Origin of the sequence: Hoeflea sp. AS60, from assembly GCF_038900115.1 — a bacterium.
Lineage (GTDB): Bacteria > Pseudomonadota > Alphaproteobacteria > Rhizobiales > Rhizobiaceae > Hoeflea.
The window spans coordinates 71,566-87,876 of record NZ_JBBMQP010000006.1 but is presented as its reverse complement, the minus strand read 5'-3'; the positions used below and the strand labels follow the sequence as shown (position 1 = coordinate 87,876).

Genomic DNA, 16,311 nt, shown 5'->3' with positions numbered 1-16,311 from the left:
TTATGTCCAACATTCGAATTGGAAAAACCGCCCTTGCCGCAGTGGTTACGAGCGTATTCGTAACCGCGTGGCAGCCCAACCTAGCCGCCAGCCAGGAAACCGGAATGATGAAAGACATGATGGGGCCCGGCTTGATGGTGCCGACAATGGACCCTGCGCGTGGAAGGCAGCTTTTCGCAAGCAAAGGCTGTGTCGTTTGCCACTCGGTGAACGGGGTCGGCGGCGAAGATGCGCCGCCGCTCGATGCATCGACCATGGTGTTGCCCATGAATCCGTTTGAATTCGCTGCGCGTATGTGGCGCGGAGCAGAAGCGATGGTCGCCATGCAGCGCGAAGAGCTTGGTGAGCCTATCAGTCTGACCGGCACCGAATTGGCGGACATCATCGCCTTCGTCCACGATGCAGAAGCCCAATCGCAGTTCTCCAAAAAAGACATTCCTGAACGCATCAAGAATTTGATGGGCAACATGGATTAGATGGGAGCGGAAGCCCCCAGGAAAGCAAAACCGGAAACTACAATGTCCACGTCGGATCGACGTCACAGGTGAGAGCTCACGCCGAAGACGGCCTTGTGCTTTTTCGCGGTAGGAAGTTGAGGACTAGAGATGTCTACAGACGATGATTCAGAACAACTGATTACAAAGCGCGATTTCATTTTTATCGCAACGGGATCGATGGCTGTTGTAGGAGCCGCTGCATTTGCCTGGCCCTTTATTGACAGTATGAACCCTTCGGCAAGTGTAAGAGGCATGGCGTCAGTCGAGGTCCCGATTTCGGCAATTGAACTTGGTCAAAGGGTAACCGTAAAGTGGCGTGGGCATCCGATTTTTATTGATCACAGGACACCTCCGCAGATAGCTGCGGCGGTCGCCGACGACAACGCGAAACTGATAGACCCGCAACATGACGCGGATCGCGTGCAGAATCCGGAATGGCTTGTCGTCGTCGGGGTATGCACACATCTGGGCTGCATTCCTCTGGGACAAAAAGAAGGCGATCCAAAGGGCGATTGGGGCAGTTGGTTTTGTCCATGCCACGGTTCGCAATACGACACGTCAGGCCGGGTTCGGCGCGGTCCTGCACCCAGGAACCTCGTCATTCCTCCCTATGAGCTGATTCAGAACAGAAGAGTCGTTATCGGTTGATTTGCTTGTAGACGATCAGATCGTGGCAAATTCCGTTCAGAAATCAACGAGGTTCTTCGGCGCAATCAGGACCCCGATGGGAGCGCGGCATCTGCCCGAAGCATACCTGCAGATAGATTATGAATTGTGAAAATTGGAATACATGGAGATAGAAGTTGAAAACAAGTGCAAATCTTCCAAAGCTATTTGTTCTCGGATTCTTCGGGCTTGGAATAGTGGGTATTGTTTATAACTATTTCCAGCCAGAGCCGGAAGCAAACTATGCAAAAGTGTTAATGTCCGAATTGAGCAACGAAGCCAAAGATGGACAGTCGTTGTTTGACACCAATTGTGCCGCTTGCCATGGCAAGAACGCATCAGGCACTGACAAAGGGCCGCCTTTGATTCATGATATCTACAATCCCGGACATCATCCCGATGAGGCTTTCTATAGCGCGGTAGCCAACGGTGTTCCTCAACACCATTGGCCATTCGGAAATATGCCGAAACTAGGTCAGGTGACACCTGACGAGGTTGCAAAAATAGTCAGCTACGTCCGCGAGATACAACTCGCCAACGGCATCACCTACAAACCGCACAAAATGTAACCGGAAGGGAATCGATTATGAAAGAGGAACACGTCGACGATCAGGTCCCAGCCGATTTCTCCGGCACGGTTTACACCTGCTCGATGCACCCGGAAGTCAGGCGCACAGGACCCGGGGACTGTCCAAAATGCCATATGGACTTGGTACCCGAGGGCCCAACCGACAGTCACGACGACGGCCATGGAGGACACGAACACGGGAGTGGTCACAGCCACGGCGGACTTAAAGCTGTCAAGAACAAGAACGATGATCGCCAGTATGACAAGGTGCCATCCGATTACTCTGGCCCGGTCTACACTTGCCCGATGCATTCCCAAGTTCGTCAGACCAAGTCGGGATCGTGTCCGATCTGCGGGATGGGACTTGAGCTTGAGTCGTCAGCGATGGAGGGTGACGGACCAAATCCGGAGTTGGTGGACTTCACCCGCCGCTTTTGGGTCGCAGTGGTTCTGAGTATCCCGCTGCTTGTCTTGACGATGGGACCATATGTCGGTCTTGCCAATGTGCGTGAAATCCTGGGAGAACGAGCGACGCTCTGGATCGAATTGACCCTTGGCACGCCTGTCGTTCTCTGGTCTGGCTGGCCATTTCTTGTTCGCGGATGGACATCATTCCGAACGTTGAAGCTCAACATGTTCAGCCTGATCAGCATGGGCGTGATGGCTGCTTGGCTGTTCAGTATTGTCGCCGTTCTGGTGCCCGGCATTTTTCCGGATGGCTTCCGCAACAGTGAGGGGCATGTCGGCGTCTATTTCGAAGCCGCCGCGGTGATTGTCACCCTGGTCCTTCTTGGCCAGTTGATGGAACTTCGAGCGCGCGAAGGCACAGGACGAGCCATCCGCGCTTTGCTCGACATGGCAGCGAAGACGGCCCGCGTGATCCGGGAAAACGGGCGCGAGGAAGAAATACCGCTCGAAGAAGTACAAGTCGGCGATCGATTGCGCGTCCGGCCGGGTGACAAGGTGCCTGTTGATGGCATCGTCCTTGATGGTCGCTCCTCGATTGACGAGAGCATGATTTCGGGAGAACCCGTCCCGATTGAAAAGGTTGCGGACGATCCGGTGACTGGAGCAACGATCAACGGCACTGGAAGTCTGATAATAGAGGCCACACGGGTTGGCGCTGACACGATGCTTTCCCAGATCGTCGAGATGGTGGCAAACGCCCAACGCTCACGTGCGCCAATCCAGAAATACGCCGACAAGGTTTCGGGCTACTTTGTGCCTATTGTTATAGGCGTCGCAGTGCTGGCCTTCGCTGCGTGGGCGCTTTTGGGACCTGACCCTGCGTTCTCTTATGCACTCATCGCCGCCGTCGCAGTGCTCATCATAGCGTGCCCCTGTGCGCTCGGTCTCGCGACCCCGATGTCAATCATGACCGCGACAGGCCGAGGAGCTCAGGCTGGAGTTTTGATCAAAAATGCGGAGGCGCTGGAGCGGTTCGAGAAAGTCGATACGCTGATCGTGGACAAGACCGGCACTTTGACTGAAGGCAAGCCGCGTCTGGTCGCTGTATTGCCTGAAGCTGGCCACGACGAAGCCGAGGTCTTGCAACTCGCCGCCTCTTTGGAACGGGGATCGGAACATCCGCTCGCCGAGGCGATCGTAAGAGGCGCGGAAGAACGGCATATAGTAATGGCCGCCGCCACCGAATTCGAAGCCGTCACAGGGATGGGTGTGAAGGGCGTCGTCAACGGCCGCCAGATCGCGCTGGGAAATTTGAGATTGATGACCGAGATGGGGCTGGCGGCTCCGTCACTTATGGATAAGGCAAACACTCGTCGTGACGAAGGCGAGACAGTGATGTTCGTTGTCCTCGATGGCACCATTGTCGGTCTGGTCTGCGTTGCCGATCCCGTAAAGGAAACGACGCCAGCAGCACTCAAAGCTCTGCACGAGCTCGGATTCCACATCATCATGGCCACAGGCGACAACGAACGGACAGCCAAAGCCGTAGCGGGACGACTGGGTATCGACGAAATTCGAGCCGATGTGCTGCCTCAAGACAAAGCACGGATCATTCGCGAACTTCAGGATATGGGCCGAAAGGTTGCCATGGCTGGCGACGGCGTAAATGACGCGCCGGCGCTTGCACAAGCCGATGTGGGCATTGCCATGGGCACTGGAGCGGACTTCGCCATCGAGAGTGCAGGCTTCACACTGGTTAGCGGCAATCTGGACGGGATTGTGCGTGCTCGGCGGCTCAGTAAGGCGACTATGCGCAATATCCGCCAGAACCTGTTTTTCGCCCTGGTCTACAATGCCGTCGGTGTGCCGATTGCGGCGGGATTGCTCTATCCGTGGTTTGGCATCTTGATTAGCCCGATGTTTGCCGCTTTTGCCATGAGTGCTTCGTCAATCTCGGTCGTTATGAATTCACTTCGTCTGCGAAGCCTCAGATTTTAAAGATTGCCACCCCTTGACCTTCCCATCGTGGGAAGCCCCATATCAGGCGAGCAGCTTTGAAAGGAAACAGAATGACCTATGAGTTCGACGTCAAAAATATGACCTGTGGCCATTGCCGCGGCACGGTCGAGAAAGCGATTAAAGCAGCTGATCCCGCCGCGATCGCAACGATCGACCTGGCCTCGAAGAAGGCGACAGTGCAGACCAGCCTTGACCCGGCAGTCATCAGCGACGCGATCAAGAATGCCGGATATCCGGTATCCTACGTGAAACTCTGATTGCCAATCCGGTCGCCCTCCGCAAAAGCGTGGGGCGACCGTTTTTCAGTGAACCATCCAAGTGCCTGGGGACGTCCATTTGGGTTCCACCGTAGGTCTGCTCAAATCAGGTGCGCCTCAGCCGTCCAACATTTCAAGACCAAATTCGATAGCTTGGCAATTTGCGGGCCGCTTCTCCGCTGTAGTGGATGCAAGCCGTCGCTAGTTAGGCCTGATCACCTTTTGGCTGCGTCCAATAATGGGTCACCTCCCCTCTGCGAAACCAGAGTTCTCAAAAGAGGCAAAAACGCTCTTGACCTTCCCATCATGGGAAGGATTACAGATGTCAGCGGTTAGTAAAGGAGCCGCTCAAATGAATGCAATATCGAAAGTCAGGATACCCGTAGCGCCCTCCGCTACCACCGATTTCGGAATCGAAGGCATGACCTGTGCGTCCTGCGTCGCGCGCGTTGAGAAGGCCATAGAAGCCGTTCCAGGCGTCACTTCTGCAACTGTGAACCTGGCGACCGAACGTGCCACCGTCACTTTCAATGAAGCGGTGCCGATGGAGACTGTGGTTCAGGCAATTGAGATGGCAGGCTACGAGCCCAGGATCGAGACACTTCAATTCGGCATTGAAGGCATGACTTGCGCTTCCTGCGTCAATCGCGTGGAGAAAGCGATCAAAGCCGTCCCGGGCGTCAGGGATGTGTCAGTCAACCTTGCAACAGAAAAGGCAACGGTTCGCGCGGTTGTGGGCACACCCGCATCAGCATTGGAGGATGCCGTTCGCAACGCCGGCTATGATGTCCGGAGGATTGCTGCTGAGGTCACCAACGACAGTCACGGGGACCGGCGCGACCGGGAGATCAACCGTCTGAGAATGTCGCTGGCCGTTTCCGCAGTGCTTACATTTCCGCTCTTTGTTCTTGAAATGGGATCGCATCTCAGCGCGTCCATCCATGATTGGATAATGGCCAATGTCGGCATGGATAACAATCTTGTCATCCAGTTCGTTCTGGCCACGCTCGTCCTGTTCGGGCCAGGCTTACGCTTTTTTAAAAAGGGCGTTCCGAATCTCTTGAGATGGACCCCTGACATGAATTCGTTGGTAGTGCTGGGCACTTCGTCCGCCTGGGGCTATTCGGTTGTCGCCACGTTTTTTTCGGGCATTCTGCCTTTGGGAACGGCAAACGTCTACTACGAGGCGGCCGCCGTCATTGTTACTCTTATTCTGCTCGGTCGCTATCTTGAAGCCCGTGCGAAGGGCAAGACTTCCCAGGCGATCAAGCATCTGATTGGTCTCCAGCCAAAGACAGCGCACGTGAAGCGTGATGGAAATTTCGTCGAAATTCAGATCAGCGATGTGATCTTGGGTGATATCGTTCAAATACGTCCGGGCGCGAAAATTCCCGTGGACGGTCACGTGGTTGATGGCGAATCCTATGTTGACGAGTCCATGATTACGGGCGAGCCGGTTCCGGTAATAAAGTCCGCCGGCGCGGATGTGGTCGGCGGCACGATCAACAAATCCGGAGCCTTCACTTTCGAAGCGACGAAAATTGGTTCAGACACACTGCTTGCCCAGATCATTAAGATGGTCGAGGCGGCACAGGGAGCCAAGCTTCCGATCCAAGCATTGGTCGATCGGGTAACTAGCTGGTTTGTCCCGGCCGTGATCGCTGCGGCAACTCTGACCTTCGCGGCATGGCTGCTCCTTGGCCCCTCGCCTGCCCTCACCTTCGCATTGATCAACTCCGTTGCAGTGCTGATTATCGCCTGCCCCTGCGCCATGGGTCTCGCCACGCCGACATCAATCATGGTCGGCACGGGTCGCGCCGCCGAATTGGGTATCCTGTTTCGGAAAGGCGAAGCGCTCCAGACATTGCGCGATGCGGATGTCATCGCACTGGACAAGACGGGGACGCTCACCAAGGGAAAGCCGGAGCTGACAGACTTCGTCGTTAGCGAAGGATTTGATAGACGCGACATCCTCCGCCTCGTCGCCAGCCTCGAGTCACAGTCCGAGCATCCTATCGCAGACGCCATTGTCGCAGCGGCAAAGCGAGAAGGGTTCTCTCTCGCCGACGTCTCGGAGTTCCAGGCTGCACCAGGCTACGGGGTGAGCGGACAGATCAACGGTCGAACCGTGATCGTGGGCGCGGATCGATCCATGACGAAAGCCGACGTCGACGTTTCGACGTTCAGCAGGCAAGCGGCGATATTGGGCGACGAAGGTAAGTCACCGTTCTACGCCGCAATCGATGGCAAGCTTGCTGCAATCATCGCAGTCTCTGACCCCGTCAAAGACACCACGCCTCAAGTCATAGCCGCACTCCACGCTCTCGGGCTCAAAGTGGCTATGGTTACAGGTGACAATGCCCGGACCGCCAATGCCATTGCACACCAGGTCGGCATTGATGAAGTGGTCGCTGAAGTCCTCCCCAACGGTAAGGTCGATGCCGTCAAGAGGCTCAGAGAGGGCGGACGGAAAGTCGCCTTCGTGGGGGATGGCATCAATGATGCACCGGCTCTTTCAGAAGCGGACATCGGAATTGCAGTTGGCACTGGAACCGATATCGCGATCGAAAGTGCGGACGTCGTACTGATGTCAGGTGATCTTACGGGCGTGGTTACTGCGATTTCGATTAGCAAAGCCACCATCCGCAACATTCGGCAAAACCTGTTCTGGGCCTTCGCATATAATATAAGCCTCGTGCCAGTGGCGGCCGGCATTCTGTATCCGATCAACGGTACGCTATTGTCACCCATTCTTGCCGCCGGGGCGATGGGCCTTTCAAGCGTTTTTGTGCTGACCAACGCTCTGCGACTGCGTCGGTTCAAGACAAGCTGAAAATTGATCAAAGGGCGCGCGCGTTACGCCTTCAAGACAAAATAGGAGACCATCATGAATATCGGCGAAATTTCCAAGGCGTCCGGTGTCTCGAGCAAAATGATCCGCTACTATGAACAGATCGGCCTGATCGCGCCCGCGCGCCGTGCAGAGTCCAGTTATCGCGTATATACAGACAGTGACATCCATACGCTGCGGTTCATTCGCGGGGCTCGAGACTTGGGATTTTCCGTCGACCAGATGAAGACCCTGCTGGCCCTCTGGAAGGACCGTTCCAGGGCAAGTTCAGATGTGAAAGCGCTCGCCCTTAGCCATATTGCCGAACTCGAGCGGAAGGCTGCAGCCATAAAGACCATGACCAAGACGCTAAAGCACCTGGCCAATAACTGCCATGGCGATGGCAGGCCAGAGTGCCCCATCATTGATGGCATCTCTGAACCCATGCGGGAAGATGGTCCAACAGCACTATCTAAATTTGGCATCAGCCATTCAGTCTAGTCGGGTCAGTTTGTCTTCAGGCGAAATTGAGCGTGGCAGGATGCACAGGTCTGGAGCAGCATGTGAAAGGCGTGTTCGGCAGGCATCGACAAAACTGCTGTTGCGGGGTCAATTTTCTTTCCGAATGGTCCGAGACCGATCACCTCACCCGCTTTCATGCGCATATCCTGAGTCAATGAATCTGGATGGCTCTCAGCGGCAGAAGAGAGCGAATTCGCATACACGCCAAGGTCATTTGCAAGTGAATTGAACTCTGCGCGCTCAGTCATGATGGTCGAACTGGCCTGCGAGCCGAAAATGACGGAATTGCCTTCGAAGTGGACCGTCAAGGCACTGCCGGACCTCTTATATATTGTCTCCGCCGCATCCCTGAACAACTCAGAATCGTATGAAGTGTTGCCCTTGAACATCGCGTCAATCAGCTTGGCTGCCTCGGCCATGGATTTCATGTCCGATTGTCGAGCGATCACGGTCATTTCATTCGCCAGAGCATGGTTCGTAGTGGGCGCAGCGATGCCCGCCAAAGTGATTACGGCCAGCAAAATTGCGCATGTCTTGAAGTTCATTGAGTTTCCCTTATCGGACGGTCCCGAACGACAAGATACAATGCTTGCGGCGAAATTGGGCTACGCAATCAGGATGACGGTGGATTTGCATGGACTTCTCGCTTTCAGCGTCGCTGACCACCACTTTCCGGAAGCACGAGGTGGTGGAAATTGAATGATCGCGGGTGCTGACCCAATTGGCGCACCGATTTCCCATCCCGTTTCCCGAATATCCCGTCGGAGGTTCGAAGTCGCGGTAAACAGGTCGGGAGACATCGGGAAATTCTCGATTCGGGCCGGTTCGTTGGTAGCCACGCTTTGCCACACCTCGGATAGCCCAGGACAAGACCCATCCACCTGCACCGGAATACAAAACCCGGCCGCACTCTGCATACATGCCACGCGGCATAATCTTCTGGCTCTCGAACTTACACCCATTGCGGGTCAACCAGACACAACATCGGAGAATTTCAATGCTAGACGGTATAATGCTGCTTTGGTTCACCTTGACCGGCGCGTCAGTCCTATTCGTAATCATCGATATTCGGAGCACGCCAGAATCTCCGGTCCTGAAGTGGGGATTTGTGTTGCTCACCGCCTATACCGGACCGATCGGTGCATTCCTGTATGTGCTTGGCTGTCGCGAACCGCTGCCGGGCTTGCATGAACGCTACACTGCGGTGCGCTGGCGGCAGGTCCTTGGATCGACCATGCACTGCGTCGCCGGGGATGGTATTGGCATATTGGCCGGCGCTGCCCTTGGTTCGGTACTGGCTCTTCCGAATTTGGCCAATATCGCGGTTGAATATGCGCTTGGATTTGGATTTGGCTGGACCATCTTCCAGGCGCTGTTCATGCGCGATACCGCGGGAGGTTCATACAAGCAGGCGCTCAAGGGTACATTTGTCGCCGAGTTCCTATCGATGAACGTCTTGATGGCTGGAATGGTCTTGATTGTGGCGCTTGGACGTTCGCTGATCCCTTCGCCCTTGAATCCGTTGATGCCTGAGTTCTGGTTCGTAATGAGTATGGCTCTGCTTGTGGGCTTTACGGTCGCCTATCCGATCAACTGGTGGCTCGTCGCCCGAAACCTCAAGCACGGGATGATGACAGTACGGCGCGATGAAGTCGGCGCGGACGATTTGCCGACATTAGGTGAGCCTTCCACGGCGTCCGCCATGGAAGGCGCTCGCGCCGAAAGTCCAGAGATGGGACATGCGCATCGCGCTGGTGAGAAGGGTGATAACTTGGCTGCTCAGATAATAGGGATGGTCGTGCTGACCACCGCTATTTTTGCGATCGCGGTTTGGGTAGCTCTGATGGTCGAAGCAGGGTGAACGCTGACGTCAGACAGTAGTCTGCCAACACGGCTTCGCAGCGCATCAAGTGTTCTCCATGCAGAGGCAGCAAGTATCGCTTTGTAGAAATCAAGGCTTCTGATTTTTTCAATCCAACTCTGGAGTTTTTTGAGATCGTTGTCCTCTTCCTCCAGTTCGGCATAAGTGAACTTCTCTTTCGCGATCTCCCTGGCAATCTCAGCTTCGAACGCATCGCATTTCCCGATAAATTCGCGATATTGTTCGTCCCGATCCGCCTTGAATCTTGCGATCACCTTGCCTTCCTGTGCCTTGTCCAAAGATGTCGTGACAAGAAGGACCGTCTCGCCACCCATCTCGATTGCGTCGTTCTCAAGCATTTTCAACTGGCGCATATGCTCATCGGTCTGGGGGAGAAGGCAGACGCCGTTCTGAAGACGCTGGTGTTCCTCGGGATCGGGATCGCGTTGACGGTCAGCTTCGAATATTATTACACCAACATATCCCAACGCTGGACCTATTCCGATCTCATGCCGCTGGTGCCGCCGTTTGGCACCGGGCTCAGCCCGCTGCTTCAGTGGATCTTCATACCGCTGGCGGTTGTCTGGTTCATGCGCAGACAGATGTCAGCACATAACAAGTCCTGAAGGGCCAAAGGACCTCTAGGACAGCGTGTAGGCAGCGGGAAACTCCAGCCTCCCGCTACCGGTTCTGTCGAACCCTATTTCAGCTCGGTGACGGTCAACTTGCCCTTGACCCGGTCGGCGACGAATTCGATTGCATCACCTTCCTTCATTTTCTCCAGCATGGTCGGGTCGGCGGTGCGAAACACCATGGTCATGGCAGGCATATCAAGATTGGTCAGTTCCTCATGAATGATGGTGACCTTGCCGGCCTTCATGTCGACCTTCTTGACGGTGCCTTTGGTGTATTCGGTTGCAAAAGCTGCAGCGCTGCCGGTAACGGTAATCATGGCAGCAATCATGAGTGTTGTGAGTTTTCGCATTTGTTTTACCTTTGTTTGTGTCGGAAACGGTTCGTTTGATCAGTGGCCGGCGACGGTGATGTCGCCCTTCATTCCAGATTCATAGTGACCAGGAATCAGACAGGCGAACTCAAAGGGACCTGCATTCGAGAATGTCCAGATCACTTCGCCATCCATGCCTGAGTCGAGACGTACTGAATTGGGATCGTCATGTTCCATCTCGGGCATCTTCGACATCGCAGCTTTGTGCGTCATCACATTTTCATGATTGTCGAGAACAAACTCATGCTCGAGTTCACCCTTGTTCATCACGGTGAAACGGATTGTCTCGCCCTTCTCAACCTTGATTTCTTTGGGTTCGAACAGCATCTCACCGTCGTCGGTTTCCTTCATGACCACTTCGATTGTCCGCCCGACCTCGGATGCTTTGCCGGGCTGACCGACAGCCATCTGGCTGTCGTCATGTCCACCACCATGGGTTCCTGCCGCAAATGCGGTTGTGCCGAGTAGGAGGAGCGAAAGTGCACTGCTTGTAACAAATTTCATTGTGTTTCCTTCAGGTTGGTTGGTGAGCTTGTGCTTAGGTTTTGCCGCTATGCGGCTTTAGGGTGATCGATGTTGATGCGTCTGCGGCCTTGGCGAACTCCGGCAATTCGCCGGTCCACTCATAGGCCTGGGTTCCGGGAGGGTTTTCGTACCAGCCGGGATCACTGTAATCGCCGGCAGAAATGCCTTCGCGGACCTTGACGACGGAGAACATGCCGCCCATTTCCAAGGGTCCGTAAGGCCCCCATCCGGCCATCATCGGAATGGTATTAGCGGGCAACTCCATCGACATTTCTGCCATATCAGCCATGCCGTTCGTACCCATCGGCATGTATTCGGGCTGCACCATCCGGATCTTCTTGGTGACCTTGGACTTGTCGACACCGATGAAGGTCGGCACATCGTGCCCCATGGCGTTCATCGTATGGTGAGACTTGTGGCAGTGTATTGCCCAGTCACCCAGATGCTTGGCGTCAAATTCATAAGCCCGCATTGCCCCGACCGGAATATCAACCGACACTTCCGGCCAGCGCGCTTCAGGCCGCACCCATCCACCATCCGTGCAGGTTACCTCGAAATCATAGCCGTGCATGTGGATCGGGTGGTTCGTCATGGTCAGGTTGCCGACGCGAACGCGGACCCGATCATTTTTCGACACCACCAGCGGATCGATGTCGGGAAAGATCCGGCTGTTCCATGTCCACAGGTTGAAGTCGGTCATGGTCATGATCTTCGGCACGTAGGAGCCGGGATCGATGTCGAAGGCGTTGAGCATGATCAGGAAATCCCGATCAACCGGCATGAAGGCCGGATCTTTCGGGTGAACGATGAAGAACCCCATCATCCCCATGGCCATCTGTACCATTTCGTCGCCGTGCGGGTGGTACATGAAGGTCCCCGACTTCACGAGATCAAACTCGTAGATGTAGGTTTTACCGGATGGAATCGCTGGATGCGACAAGCCTCCCACGCCATCCATGCCTGACGGCAGGATCAAGCCGTGCCAATGCACCGTTGTGTGCTCGGGTAATTTGTTTGTGACGTAGATCCGGACCCGGTCGCCCTCGACCGCTTCTATGGTCGGGCCGATGGATTGGCCGTTGTAACCCCACAGATAGGCGGTCATGCCGTCTGCGAGTTCACGCTCCACCGGCTCGGCCACGAGATGGAACTCCTTGACCCCGTTGTTCATTCGGAATGGCAAGGTCCAGCCGTTGAGCGTCACCACCGGATTGTAGTCCGGACCTGTCGAAGGCATGACCGGTGACTGGGTGAGCGGACTTTCCATCAGGGCCGCATCGGGCAGTCCCATGTTGGTTGTCTTCGACCAGGCGGTAGAGGAGACAAGGGCTGCTCCGGCAGCGCTTGCACCCAGTAATTGACGTCTGTTCATCATGGTCTTTTCCTTTCCGGAAAGTTAGTGGCCGCCGCCGCCGGCATCGCCGACGGACGGTGCTGCAGCTGAGCTGCCTGCTCCGGCTCCGCCGCCATAGATCGCTGCTGACAGATTGACATCGGCCAGCCAGAACTCGCGTTTGGCGTTGATCGCCAACATCAGGGTTCCGATCTTGGCGCGGGTGTCGGCGAGGAGTTCGAAGGTGTTGGAAATCATGCCGTTGTAGGTCAGCAGGGATTCCGCCTCGATCGTGGTGCGCAAAGGCACCACGGAGTTGAGGTAATGCCGTGCGATCTCGTGGGTCGCGCTGTAGGCCGTGTACGCCGAGCGGGCTTCGGAGCGGATGTTGACCGCCTTTTCGGCAAGCAGATTGGCTGCCTGCATGTAGGCAAGTTCAGCCTTGCGCAGACGGGCCTTGCCGCTGTCGAAGATCGGGATCACGAAGTCGACCTCCATTCGGCCAGTGACTTCAACGTCCTTGTTTCCGTTCTCATCGATAGTGCGTTCGGCTTCGAGCCCGCCAAGGAGTCCCAAGTCAGTGACATAACGGGTCGCCTCGGTCAGGCCATAGCTTTTGGCAACTGCATCGAGTTCAAGTTTGGCGACCCTTAGATCAACACGGTTTTCGAGTGCTTCCTGTTCGATCCGGTTTTTCTTCAGTATCCCACGCGGAAGCTTTGGCAACCGGTCAGGGACAAAGTAATCAACATCGCTTCCCCACAGGCCCATGATCCGGGTGAGTTCCTCCTTTGCCAGCCGTGAAGCCAGACGCGCTTCGGCCATTTGTCCCGTCAACTCGGCATAGAAGGCGTGTTCGCGGGCCTGGCCACCTTTCGCCAAAGCCCCGCTTTCCCCGAGTTTCTGGGCCAGTTCCGATGCTGCGTCTGCCGCCACTTTGGCCTGATTGAGATAGGCAACCGTCTCGAAGGAAGAAACCGCGGTGACCCAGGCCCGGCGCGTGTCGTTGGCAACCTTGAGAGTGGCGTCGACCGCGCGCATCTGTGCCTGTCTGAACCGGGTGTCGGCGACATCGACGCGTGCCCGCCGCGTTCTCATTGACAGGATGTTGGCTGCGATCATGCCTTCGATGGCCCGATACGCCCCAAGCTCGGGCGCGCCGATCCCCAGCAGGCCGATGGAGACCTTCGGATTTTCGGGCAGGCTTTGCTGCCAGGCTTCTGCAGCGTTCATGCCGATATCGGCATAGGCTGCCTGCAGGCCCTTGTTGTTCAGAAGTGCTACCTGAACAGCGGTGTCGGCATTGATGGATTTCTTGTGCACCAGGCCGTGTACGCGTTCGGAAACCGCTTTTGCCTGATCCTTGTTTTGAAGCCAAACCGCCTCTTTGCCTCTGGTGCCGATGGAAACGGATGCTGCGACGACGCCAAAACCGGCCTCTTTCGCCGAGTATCCGGCGAGCTCCTGGTCGCTAACACAACCAGCTAGAAACAACCCTGCGGATGACACGACAATGAAGGATATTGTAGTGCGGGAGATGCTCATGAGCCTACCCCCGCGCCAGGGGCCTGGCTGTCGTTTTGTTGACGCCAAGGCTTCGGTTCCACGGGAATTCGATGGGTGTAGCCGTCCAGAACCGTGTGATGATGGATATTACGAATACCTGCACTGGTATCTGCGGGCGAACTCACCGACATGACGTCGGCGGGGCCACTCGCCGACGCACAGCCAGCAAGAGTTAGCGGCATGGCAGCCGCCAAGAGAAAACGAAACATGATTGTCCTACTGCGATAAAGAGTGTGATCGACCGGTTACAAGCGGCCATGGAGCCCGGTAAAGGGCAGTCACTCTTCAGATCCGAGGAGGACGTTCCGGCAAGGCAATGGCTGTGACGACAAAGCCCAGCATTGGCTCGATTTCAAAACTGTCGGGAATAAAAACGGCGACCCTCTCAGGCTCAAACGAGCAGAGAGCAAAGGAACAGGATATCGGGCAGCACTGGTCCTGCATGTTGCCGTGATCTGCCTGCAGCGGGTCCTGAACAGCGTCAGAGTGACCATCCTCAGCCTGATGATGGCTCATCATCGCGTGATCAGCGGACGAGCGTTCACTGACGTGATGCACTCCGCTGTTGACCGCTGCCGATCCAGCCATAGCCGCAGCATGCAGAGCACCCGGCATGATGCTCGCAATAACGAGCATCAACACCAGAAACAAATGCCTTCGACCGGCGAGGTGGCGAACGGACTTCTTCATGAACCAGGTTCTTGCCCCAACGTGAGGACATTGACAAGTAGGGGATTTTTCAACTTTTCGTTAGTTCCTGTTCGACTCACACGAGGCGCATAATTTTGGCAGCTGTGGGCCTTCCACCAGATGGAAGGTCAATCCGCTCAAAACTTTTTTTAAATATTCTGGAACCTTCCTGCGCGGGAAGGTCGTTTGATGTGTGTCGCACAAACAGGAGGGACAAATGGCATATTCACGGTTTATCGCAATGATTGTGACATCCACGGTCATCATGTTTGGGCTGATGTATCTCAATACCTGGGACGTCAGCCACGTCTGGTTCAGCCAGACCAGAATGTGGATGGCTCTCTACATGGGCGGAGCGATGGCATTGGTCATGCTGTCATTCATGCTCGGGATGTACGCCAACCGCAAGGCCAATCTGGCCATCCTTGTTGTCTCGGTCCTTTCGTTTGGCCTCGGGCTTTACCTGGTTCGCAGTCAGGACACCGTTGACGACATAGCCTGGATGAAAGCCATGATTCCTCATCATTCCATCGCCATCCTTACCAGTACGCGTGCCAACATTTCCGACCCCAGAGTACGCAAGCTGGCAGACGGTATCATTGAAGTGCAAAAGCGCGAGATCGCGGAGATGGAAGCATTGATTGCCGATCTTAACGGCGGCCCTCAAGCCACGCCGGAAATAGATGGCCGCTAACACTAAACTTGGCTTGCTTTAAAAAACCATGTCAAATTTGGCTGACCAAGAAATCGTTGAGTTCAATGGATTTTATCTGCATCGTTGGGGTGGCCATTTGGAATGGCAGCTGAACATTTTCGCCCACCAGAAGCTGTCGCTCCCTGTGAAGAAATGCCCTTGTCGCGTCCGACGTACCTTGAGGCTTTATGGTGTGTGTTCAAAATATAGCCTTGCTGCCTTACATTCCGGAATGTCCATCCTCATGTCTGCGTGCATTGAAACCGTACGCTCGACGAGCCTCTACCTCTTCGAACGTCAAAGCACAGGACACCCTGATAATAGATGCTGACGGGAAATACTGATCTTAACGGTATTAAGACGACAGCGATTTGATACGTATCAACGCCGTTCGCTTCTGCCGGGGATAGCTTGAGATGGTCGGGGCATCCGCTCATTCAAATGGAGACCTGAAATGACAAGAAATCTATTGTCGCAAATTGCCAAGAGCGTCGCTTTGGTTCCGCTTTCGGCTACAGCTGCCCTCGCACAGGTCGGCGAAATACCGGGCGGAAATGTTCCGTTCCAGTATGGTCGCGGAATGATGTGGGGAGGCGATCAATGGGGAGGATTTGGCATGGTTCTCGGACCGATTTTCATGATCTTGGTGCTTGTAGGCATCGTCGCAGCCGTGATCTACGTCATGCGTCAGATGGGTTCCGGCTTTGTGCCCGGGACTGGTCAATCGTCCAGTCGCGCCCACGATATCCTCAAGGAGCGATATGCGCGCGGCGAAATCGATTCCAAGGAATTCGATGAACGCAAGAAACTGCTCTCAGACTAGGCTGACCACACTGGCGTGCCGATCTTGATCTTTCCGTTCTTTTTCG

General features: G+C 55.3%; 18 protein-coding genes. 11 read left to right on the top strand and 7 right to left on the bottom strand.

What is annotated here, in order from left to right:
• Positions 1–2 precede the first annotated feature (2 nt).
• The 7 genes from WNZ14_RS22405 (at position 3) to cueR (ending at position 7,746) form a co-directional block, all read left to right on the top strand.
• Positions 3–476, top strand: coding sequence for a c-type cytochrome (locus tag WNZ14_RS22405; RefSeq protein WP_342870906.1), 474 nt, complete (start codon positions 3–5; stop codon positions 474–476).
• A 129-nt stretch (positions 477–605) separates the two neighbouring features.
• Positions 606–1,145: a ubiquinol-cytochrome c reductase iron-sulfur subunit gene (gene petA, locus WNZ14_RS22400; RefSeq protein WP_342870905.1), complete on the top strand. Its 540-nt coding sequence runs from the start codon at positions 606–608 to the stop codon at positions 1,143–1,145.
• Positions 1,146–1,300: 155 nt separating this feature from the next.
• Entirely contained in the window at positions 1,301–1,732 is a 432-nt protein-coding gene (locus WNZ14_RS22395; RefSeq protein WP_342870904.1) for a cytochrome c, read from the top strand.
• Between the two features lie 17 nt (positions 1,733–1,749).
• Positions 1,750–4,137: a copper-translocating P-type ATPase gene (locus WNZ14_RS22390; protein WP_342870903.1), complete on the top strand. Its 2,388-nt coding sequence runs from the start codon at positions 1,750–1,752 to the stop codon at positions 4,135–4,137.
• Positions 4,138–4,208: 71 nt separating this feature from the next.
• Positions 4,209–4,415 carry a heavy-metal-associated domain-containing protein gene (locus tag WNZ14_RS22385; protein ID WP_269391823.1) on the top strand — a complete coding sequence of 69 codons (207 nt, stop codon included), beginning with the start codon at positions 4,209–4,211 and terminating at the stop codon, positions 4,413–4,415.
• A gap of 352 nt (positions 4,416–4,767) precedes the next feature.
• Positions 4,768–7,248, top strand: a complete 2,481-nt coding sequence (locus WNZ14_RS22380) for a heavy metal translocating P-type ATPase (protein ID WP_342870934.1) — start codon at positions 4,768–4,770, stop codon at positions 7,246–7,248.
• A 54-nt stretch (positions 7,249–7,302) separates the two neighbouring features.
• A complete protein-coding gene (gene cueR, locus WNZ14_RS22375; protein WP_269391821.1) occupies positions 7,303–7,746 on the top strand; it encodes a Cu(I)-responsive transcriptional regulator in 444 nt (147 codons plus the stop codon).
• Positions 7,747–7,751: 5 nt separating this feature from the next.
• On the opposite strand, the gene WNZ14_RS22370 is transcribed toward cueR, so the two are convergent.
• Complete coding sequence (locus WNZ14_RS22370) at positions 7,752–8,312, bottom strand: cytochrome c (protein ID WP_269391820.1); 561 nt, start codon at positions 8,310–8,312, stop codon at positions 7,752–7,754.
• Between the two features lie 467 nt (positions 8,313–8,779).
• Between WNZ14_RS22370 and WNZ14_RS22365 the strand changes: the two genes are divergently transcribed.
• The gene (locus WNZ14_RS22365) at positions 8,780–9,628 is read left to right on the top strand and encodes a DUF4396 domain-containing protein (RefSeq protein ID WP_342870902.1); all 849 of its coding nucleotides are present in this window, start codon (positions 8,780–8,782) and stop codon (positions 9,626–9,628) included.
• Here the strand turns inward: WNZ14_RS22365 and WNZ14_RS22360 are convergent.
• Positions 9,547–10,002, bottom strand: coding sequence for a Chromate resistance protein ChrB (locus tag WNZ14_RS22360; RefSeq protein ID WP_342870901.1), 456 nt, complete (start codon positions 10,000–10,002; stop codon positions 9,547–9,549). The two genes, WNZ14_RS22365 and WNZ14_RS22360, sit on opposite strands and share 82 nt — an antisense overlap.
• Here WNZ14_RS22360 and WNZ14_RS22355 point away from each other — a divergent pair, their 5' ends adjacent.
• On the top strand, positions 10,003–10,254 hold the full coding sequence (locus tag WNZ14_RS22355) for a hypothetical protein (RefSeq protein ID WP_342870900.1): 252 nt from the start codon (positions 10,003–10,005) through the stop codon (positions 10,252–10,254). It begins immediately after the preceding gene.
• Positions 10,255–10,328: 74 nt separating this feature from the next.
• Here the strand turns inward: WNZ14_RS22355 and WNZ14_RS22350 are convergent, their stop codons facing one another.
• From WNZ14_RS22350 to WNZ14_RS22330, 5 genes are all read right to left on the bottom strand, one after another.
• Positions 10,329–10,613: a copper-binding protein gene (locus WNZ14_RS22350; protein ID WP_342870899.1), complete on the bottom strand. Its 285-nt coding sequence runs from the start codon at positions 10,611–10,613 to the stop codon at positions 10,329–10,331.
• A 39-nt stretch (positions 10,614–10,652) separates the two neighbouring features.
• On the bottom strand, positions 10,653–11,138 hold the full coding sequence (locus WNZ14_RS22345) for a cupredoxin family protein (RefSeq protein WP_342870898.1): 486 nt from the start codon (positions 11,136–11,138) through the stop codon (positions 10,653–10,655).
• Positions 11,139–11,172: 34 nt separating this feature from the next.
• Positions 11,173–12,534: a copper oxidase gene (locus WNZ14_RS22340; protein ID WP_342870897.1), complete on the bottom strand. Its 1,362-nt coding sequence runs from the start codon at positions 12,532–12,534 to the stop codon at positions 11,173–11,175.
• A gap of 21 nt (positions 12,535–12,555) precedes the next feature.
• A complete protein-coding gene (locus tag WNZ14_RS22335) occupies positions 12,556–14,037 on the bottom strand; it encodes a TolC family protein (RefSeq protein ID WP_342870896.1) in 1,482 nt (493 codons plus the stop codon).
• A gap of 306 nt (positions 14,038–14,343) precedes the next feature.
• The gene (locus WNZ14_RS22330; protein WP_269391811.1) at positions 14,344–14,748 is read right to left on the bottom strand and encodes a hypothetical protein; all 405 of its coding nucleotides are present in this window, start codon (positions 14,746–14,748) and stop codon (positions 14,344–14,346) included.
• A gap of 217 nt (positions 14,749–14,965) precedes the next feature.
• On the opposite strand from WNZ14_RS22330, the gene WNZ14_RS22325 reads away from it, so the two are divergent.
• On the top strand, positions 14,966–15,442 hold the full coding sequence (locus WNZ14_RS22325; protein WP_269391810.1) for a DUF305 domain-containing protein: 477 nt from the start codon (positions 14,966–14,968) through the stop codon (positions 15,440–15,442).
• Positions 15,443–15,896: 454 nt separating this feature from the next.
• Complete coding sequence (locus tag WNZ14_RS22320; RefSeq protein WP_342870895.1) at positions 15,897–16,265, top strand: SHOCT domain-containing protein; 369 nt, start codon at positions 15,897–15,899, stop codon at positions 16,263–16,265.
• Positions 16,266–16,311 lie beyond the last annotated feature (46 nt).

Coding starts and splice junctions, on each gene's coding strand:
- WNZ14_RS22405 (WP_342870906.1), top strand. CDS start 3: ATGTCCAACATTCGAATTGGAAAAACCGCCCTTGCCGCAGTGGTTACG.
- petA (WP_342870905.1), top strand. CDS start 606: ATGTCTACAGACGATGATTCAGAACAACTGATTACAAAGCGCGATTTC.
- WNZ14_RS22390 (WP_342870903.1), top strand. CDS start 1,750: ATGAAAGAGGAACACGTCGACGATCAGGTCCCAGCCGATTTCTCCGGC.
- WNZ14_RS22385 (WP_269391823.1), top strand. CDS start 4,209: ATGACCTATGAGTTCGACGTCAAAAATATGACCTGTGGCCATTGCCGC.
- WNZ14_RS22380 (WP_342870934.1), top strand. CDS start 4,768: ATGAATGCAATATCGAAAGTCAGGATACCCGTAGCGCCCTCCGCTACC.
- cueR (WP_269391821.1), top strand. CDS start 7,303: ATGAATATCGGCGAAATTTCCAAGGCGTCCGGTGTCTCGAGCAAAATG.
- WNZ14_RS22370 (WP_269391820.1), bottom strand. CDS start 8,312: ATGAACTTCAAGACATGCGCAATTTTGCTGGCCGTAATCACTTTGGCG.
- WNZ14_RS22365 (WP_342870902.1), top strand. CDS start 8,780: ATGCTGCTTTGGTTCACCTTGACCGGCGCGTCAGTCCTATTCGTAATC.
- WNZ14_RS22360 (WP_342870901.1), bottom strand. CDS start 10,002: ATGCGCCAGTTGAAAATGCTTGAGAACGACGCAATCGAGATGGGTGGC.
- WNZ14_RS22355 (WP_342870900.1), top strand. CDS start 10,003: ATGCTCATCGGTCTGGGGGAGAAGGCAGACGCCGTTCTGAAGACGCTG.
- WNZ14_RS22350 (WP_342870899.1), bottom strand. CDS start 10,613: ATGCGAAAACTCACAACACTCATGATTGCTGCCATGATTACCGTTACC.
- WNZ14_RS22345 (WP_342870898.1), bottom strand. CDS start 11,138: ATGAAATTTGTTACAAGCAGTGCACTTTCGCTCCTCCTACTCGGCACA.
- WNZ14_RS22340 (WP_342870897.1), bottom strand. CDS start 12,534: ATGATGAACAGACGTCAATTACTGGGTGCAAGCGCTGCCGGAGCAGCC.
- WNZ14_RS22335 (WP_342870896.1), bottom strand. CDS start 14,037: ATGAGCATCTCCCGCACTACAATATCCTTCATTGTCGTGTCATCCGCA.
- WNZ14_RS22330 (WP_269391811.1), bottom strand. CDS start 14,748: ATGAAGAAGTCCGTTCGCCACCTCGCCGGTCGAAGGCATTTGTTTCTG.
- WNZ14_RS22325 (WP_269391810.1), top strand. CDS start 14,966: ATGGCATATTCACGGTTTATCGCAATGATTGTGACATCCACGGTCATC.
- WNZ14_RS22320 (WP_342870895.1), top strand. CDS start 15,897: ATGACAAGAAATCTATTGTCGCAAATTGCCAAGAGCGTCGCTTTGGTT.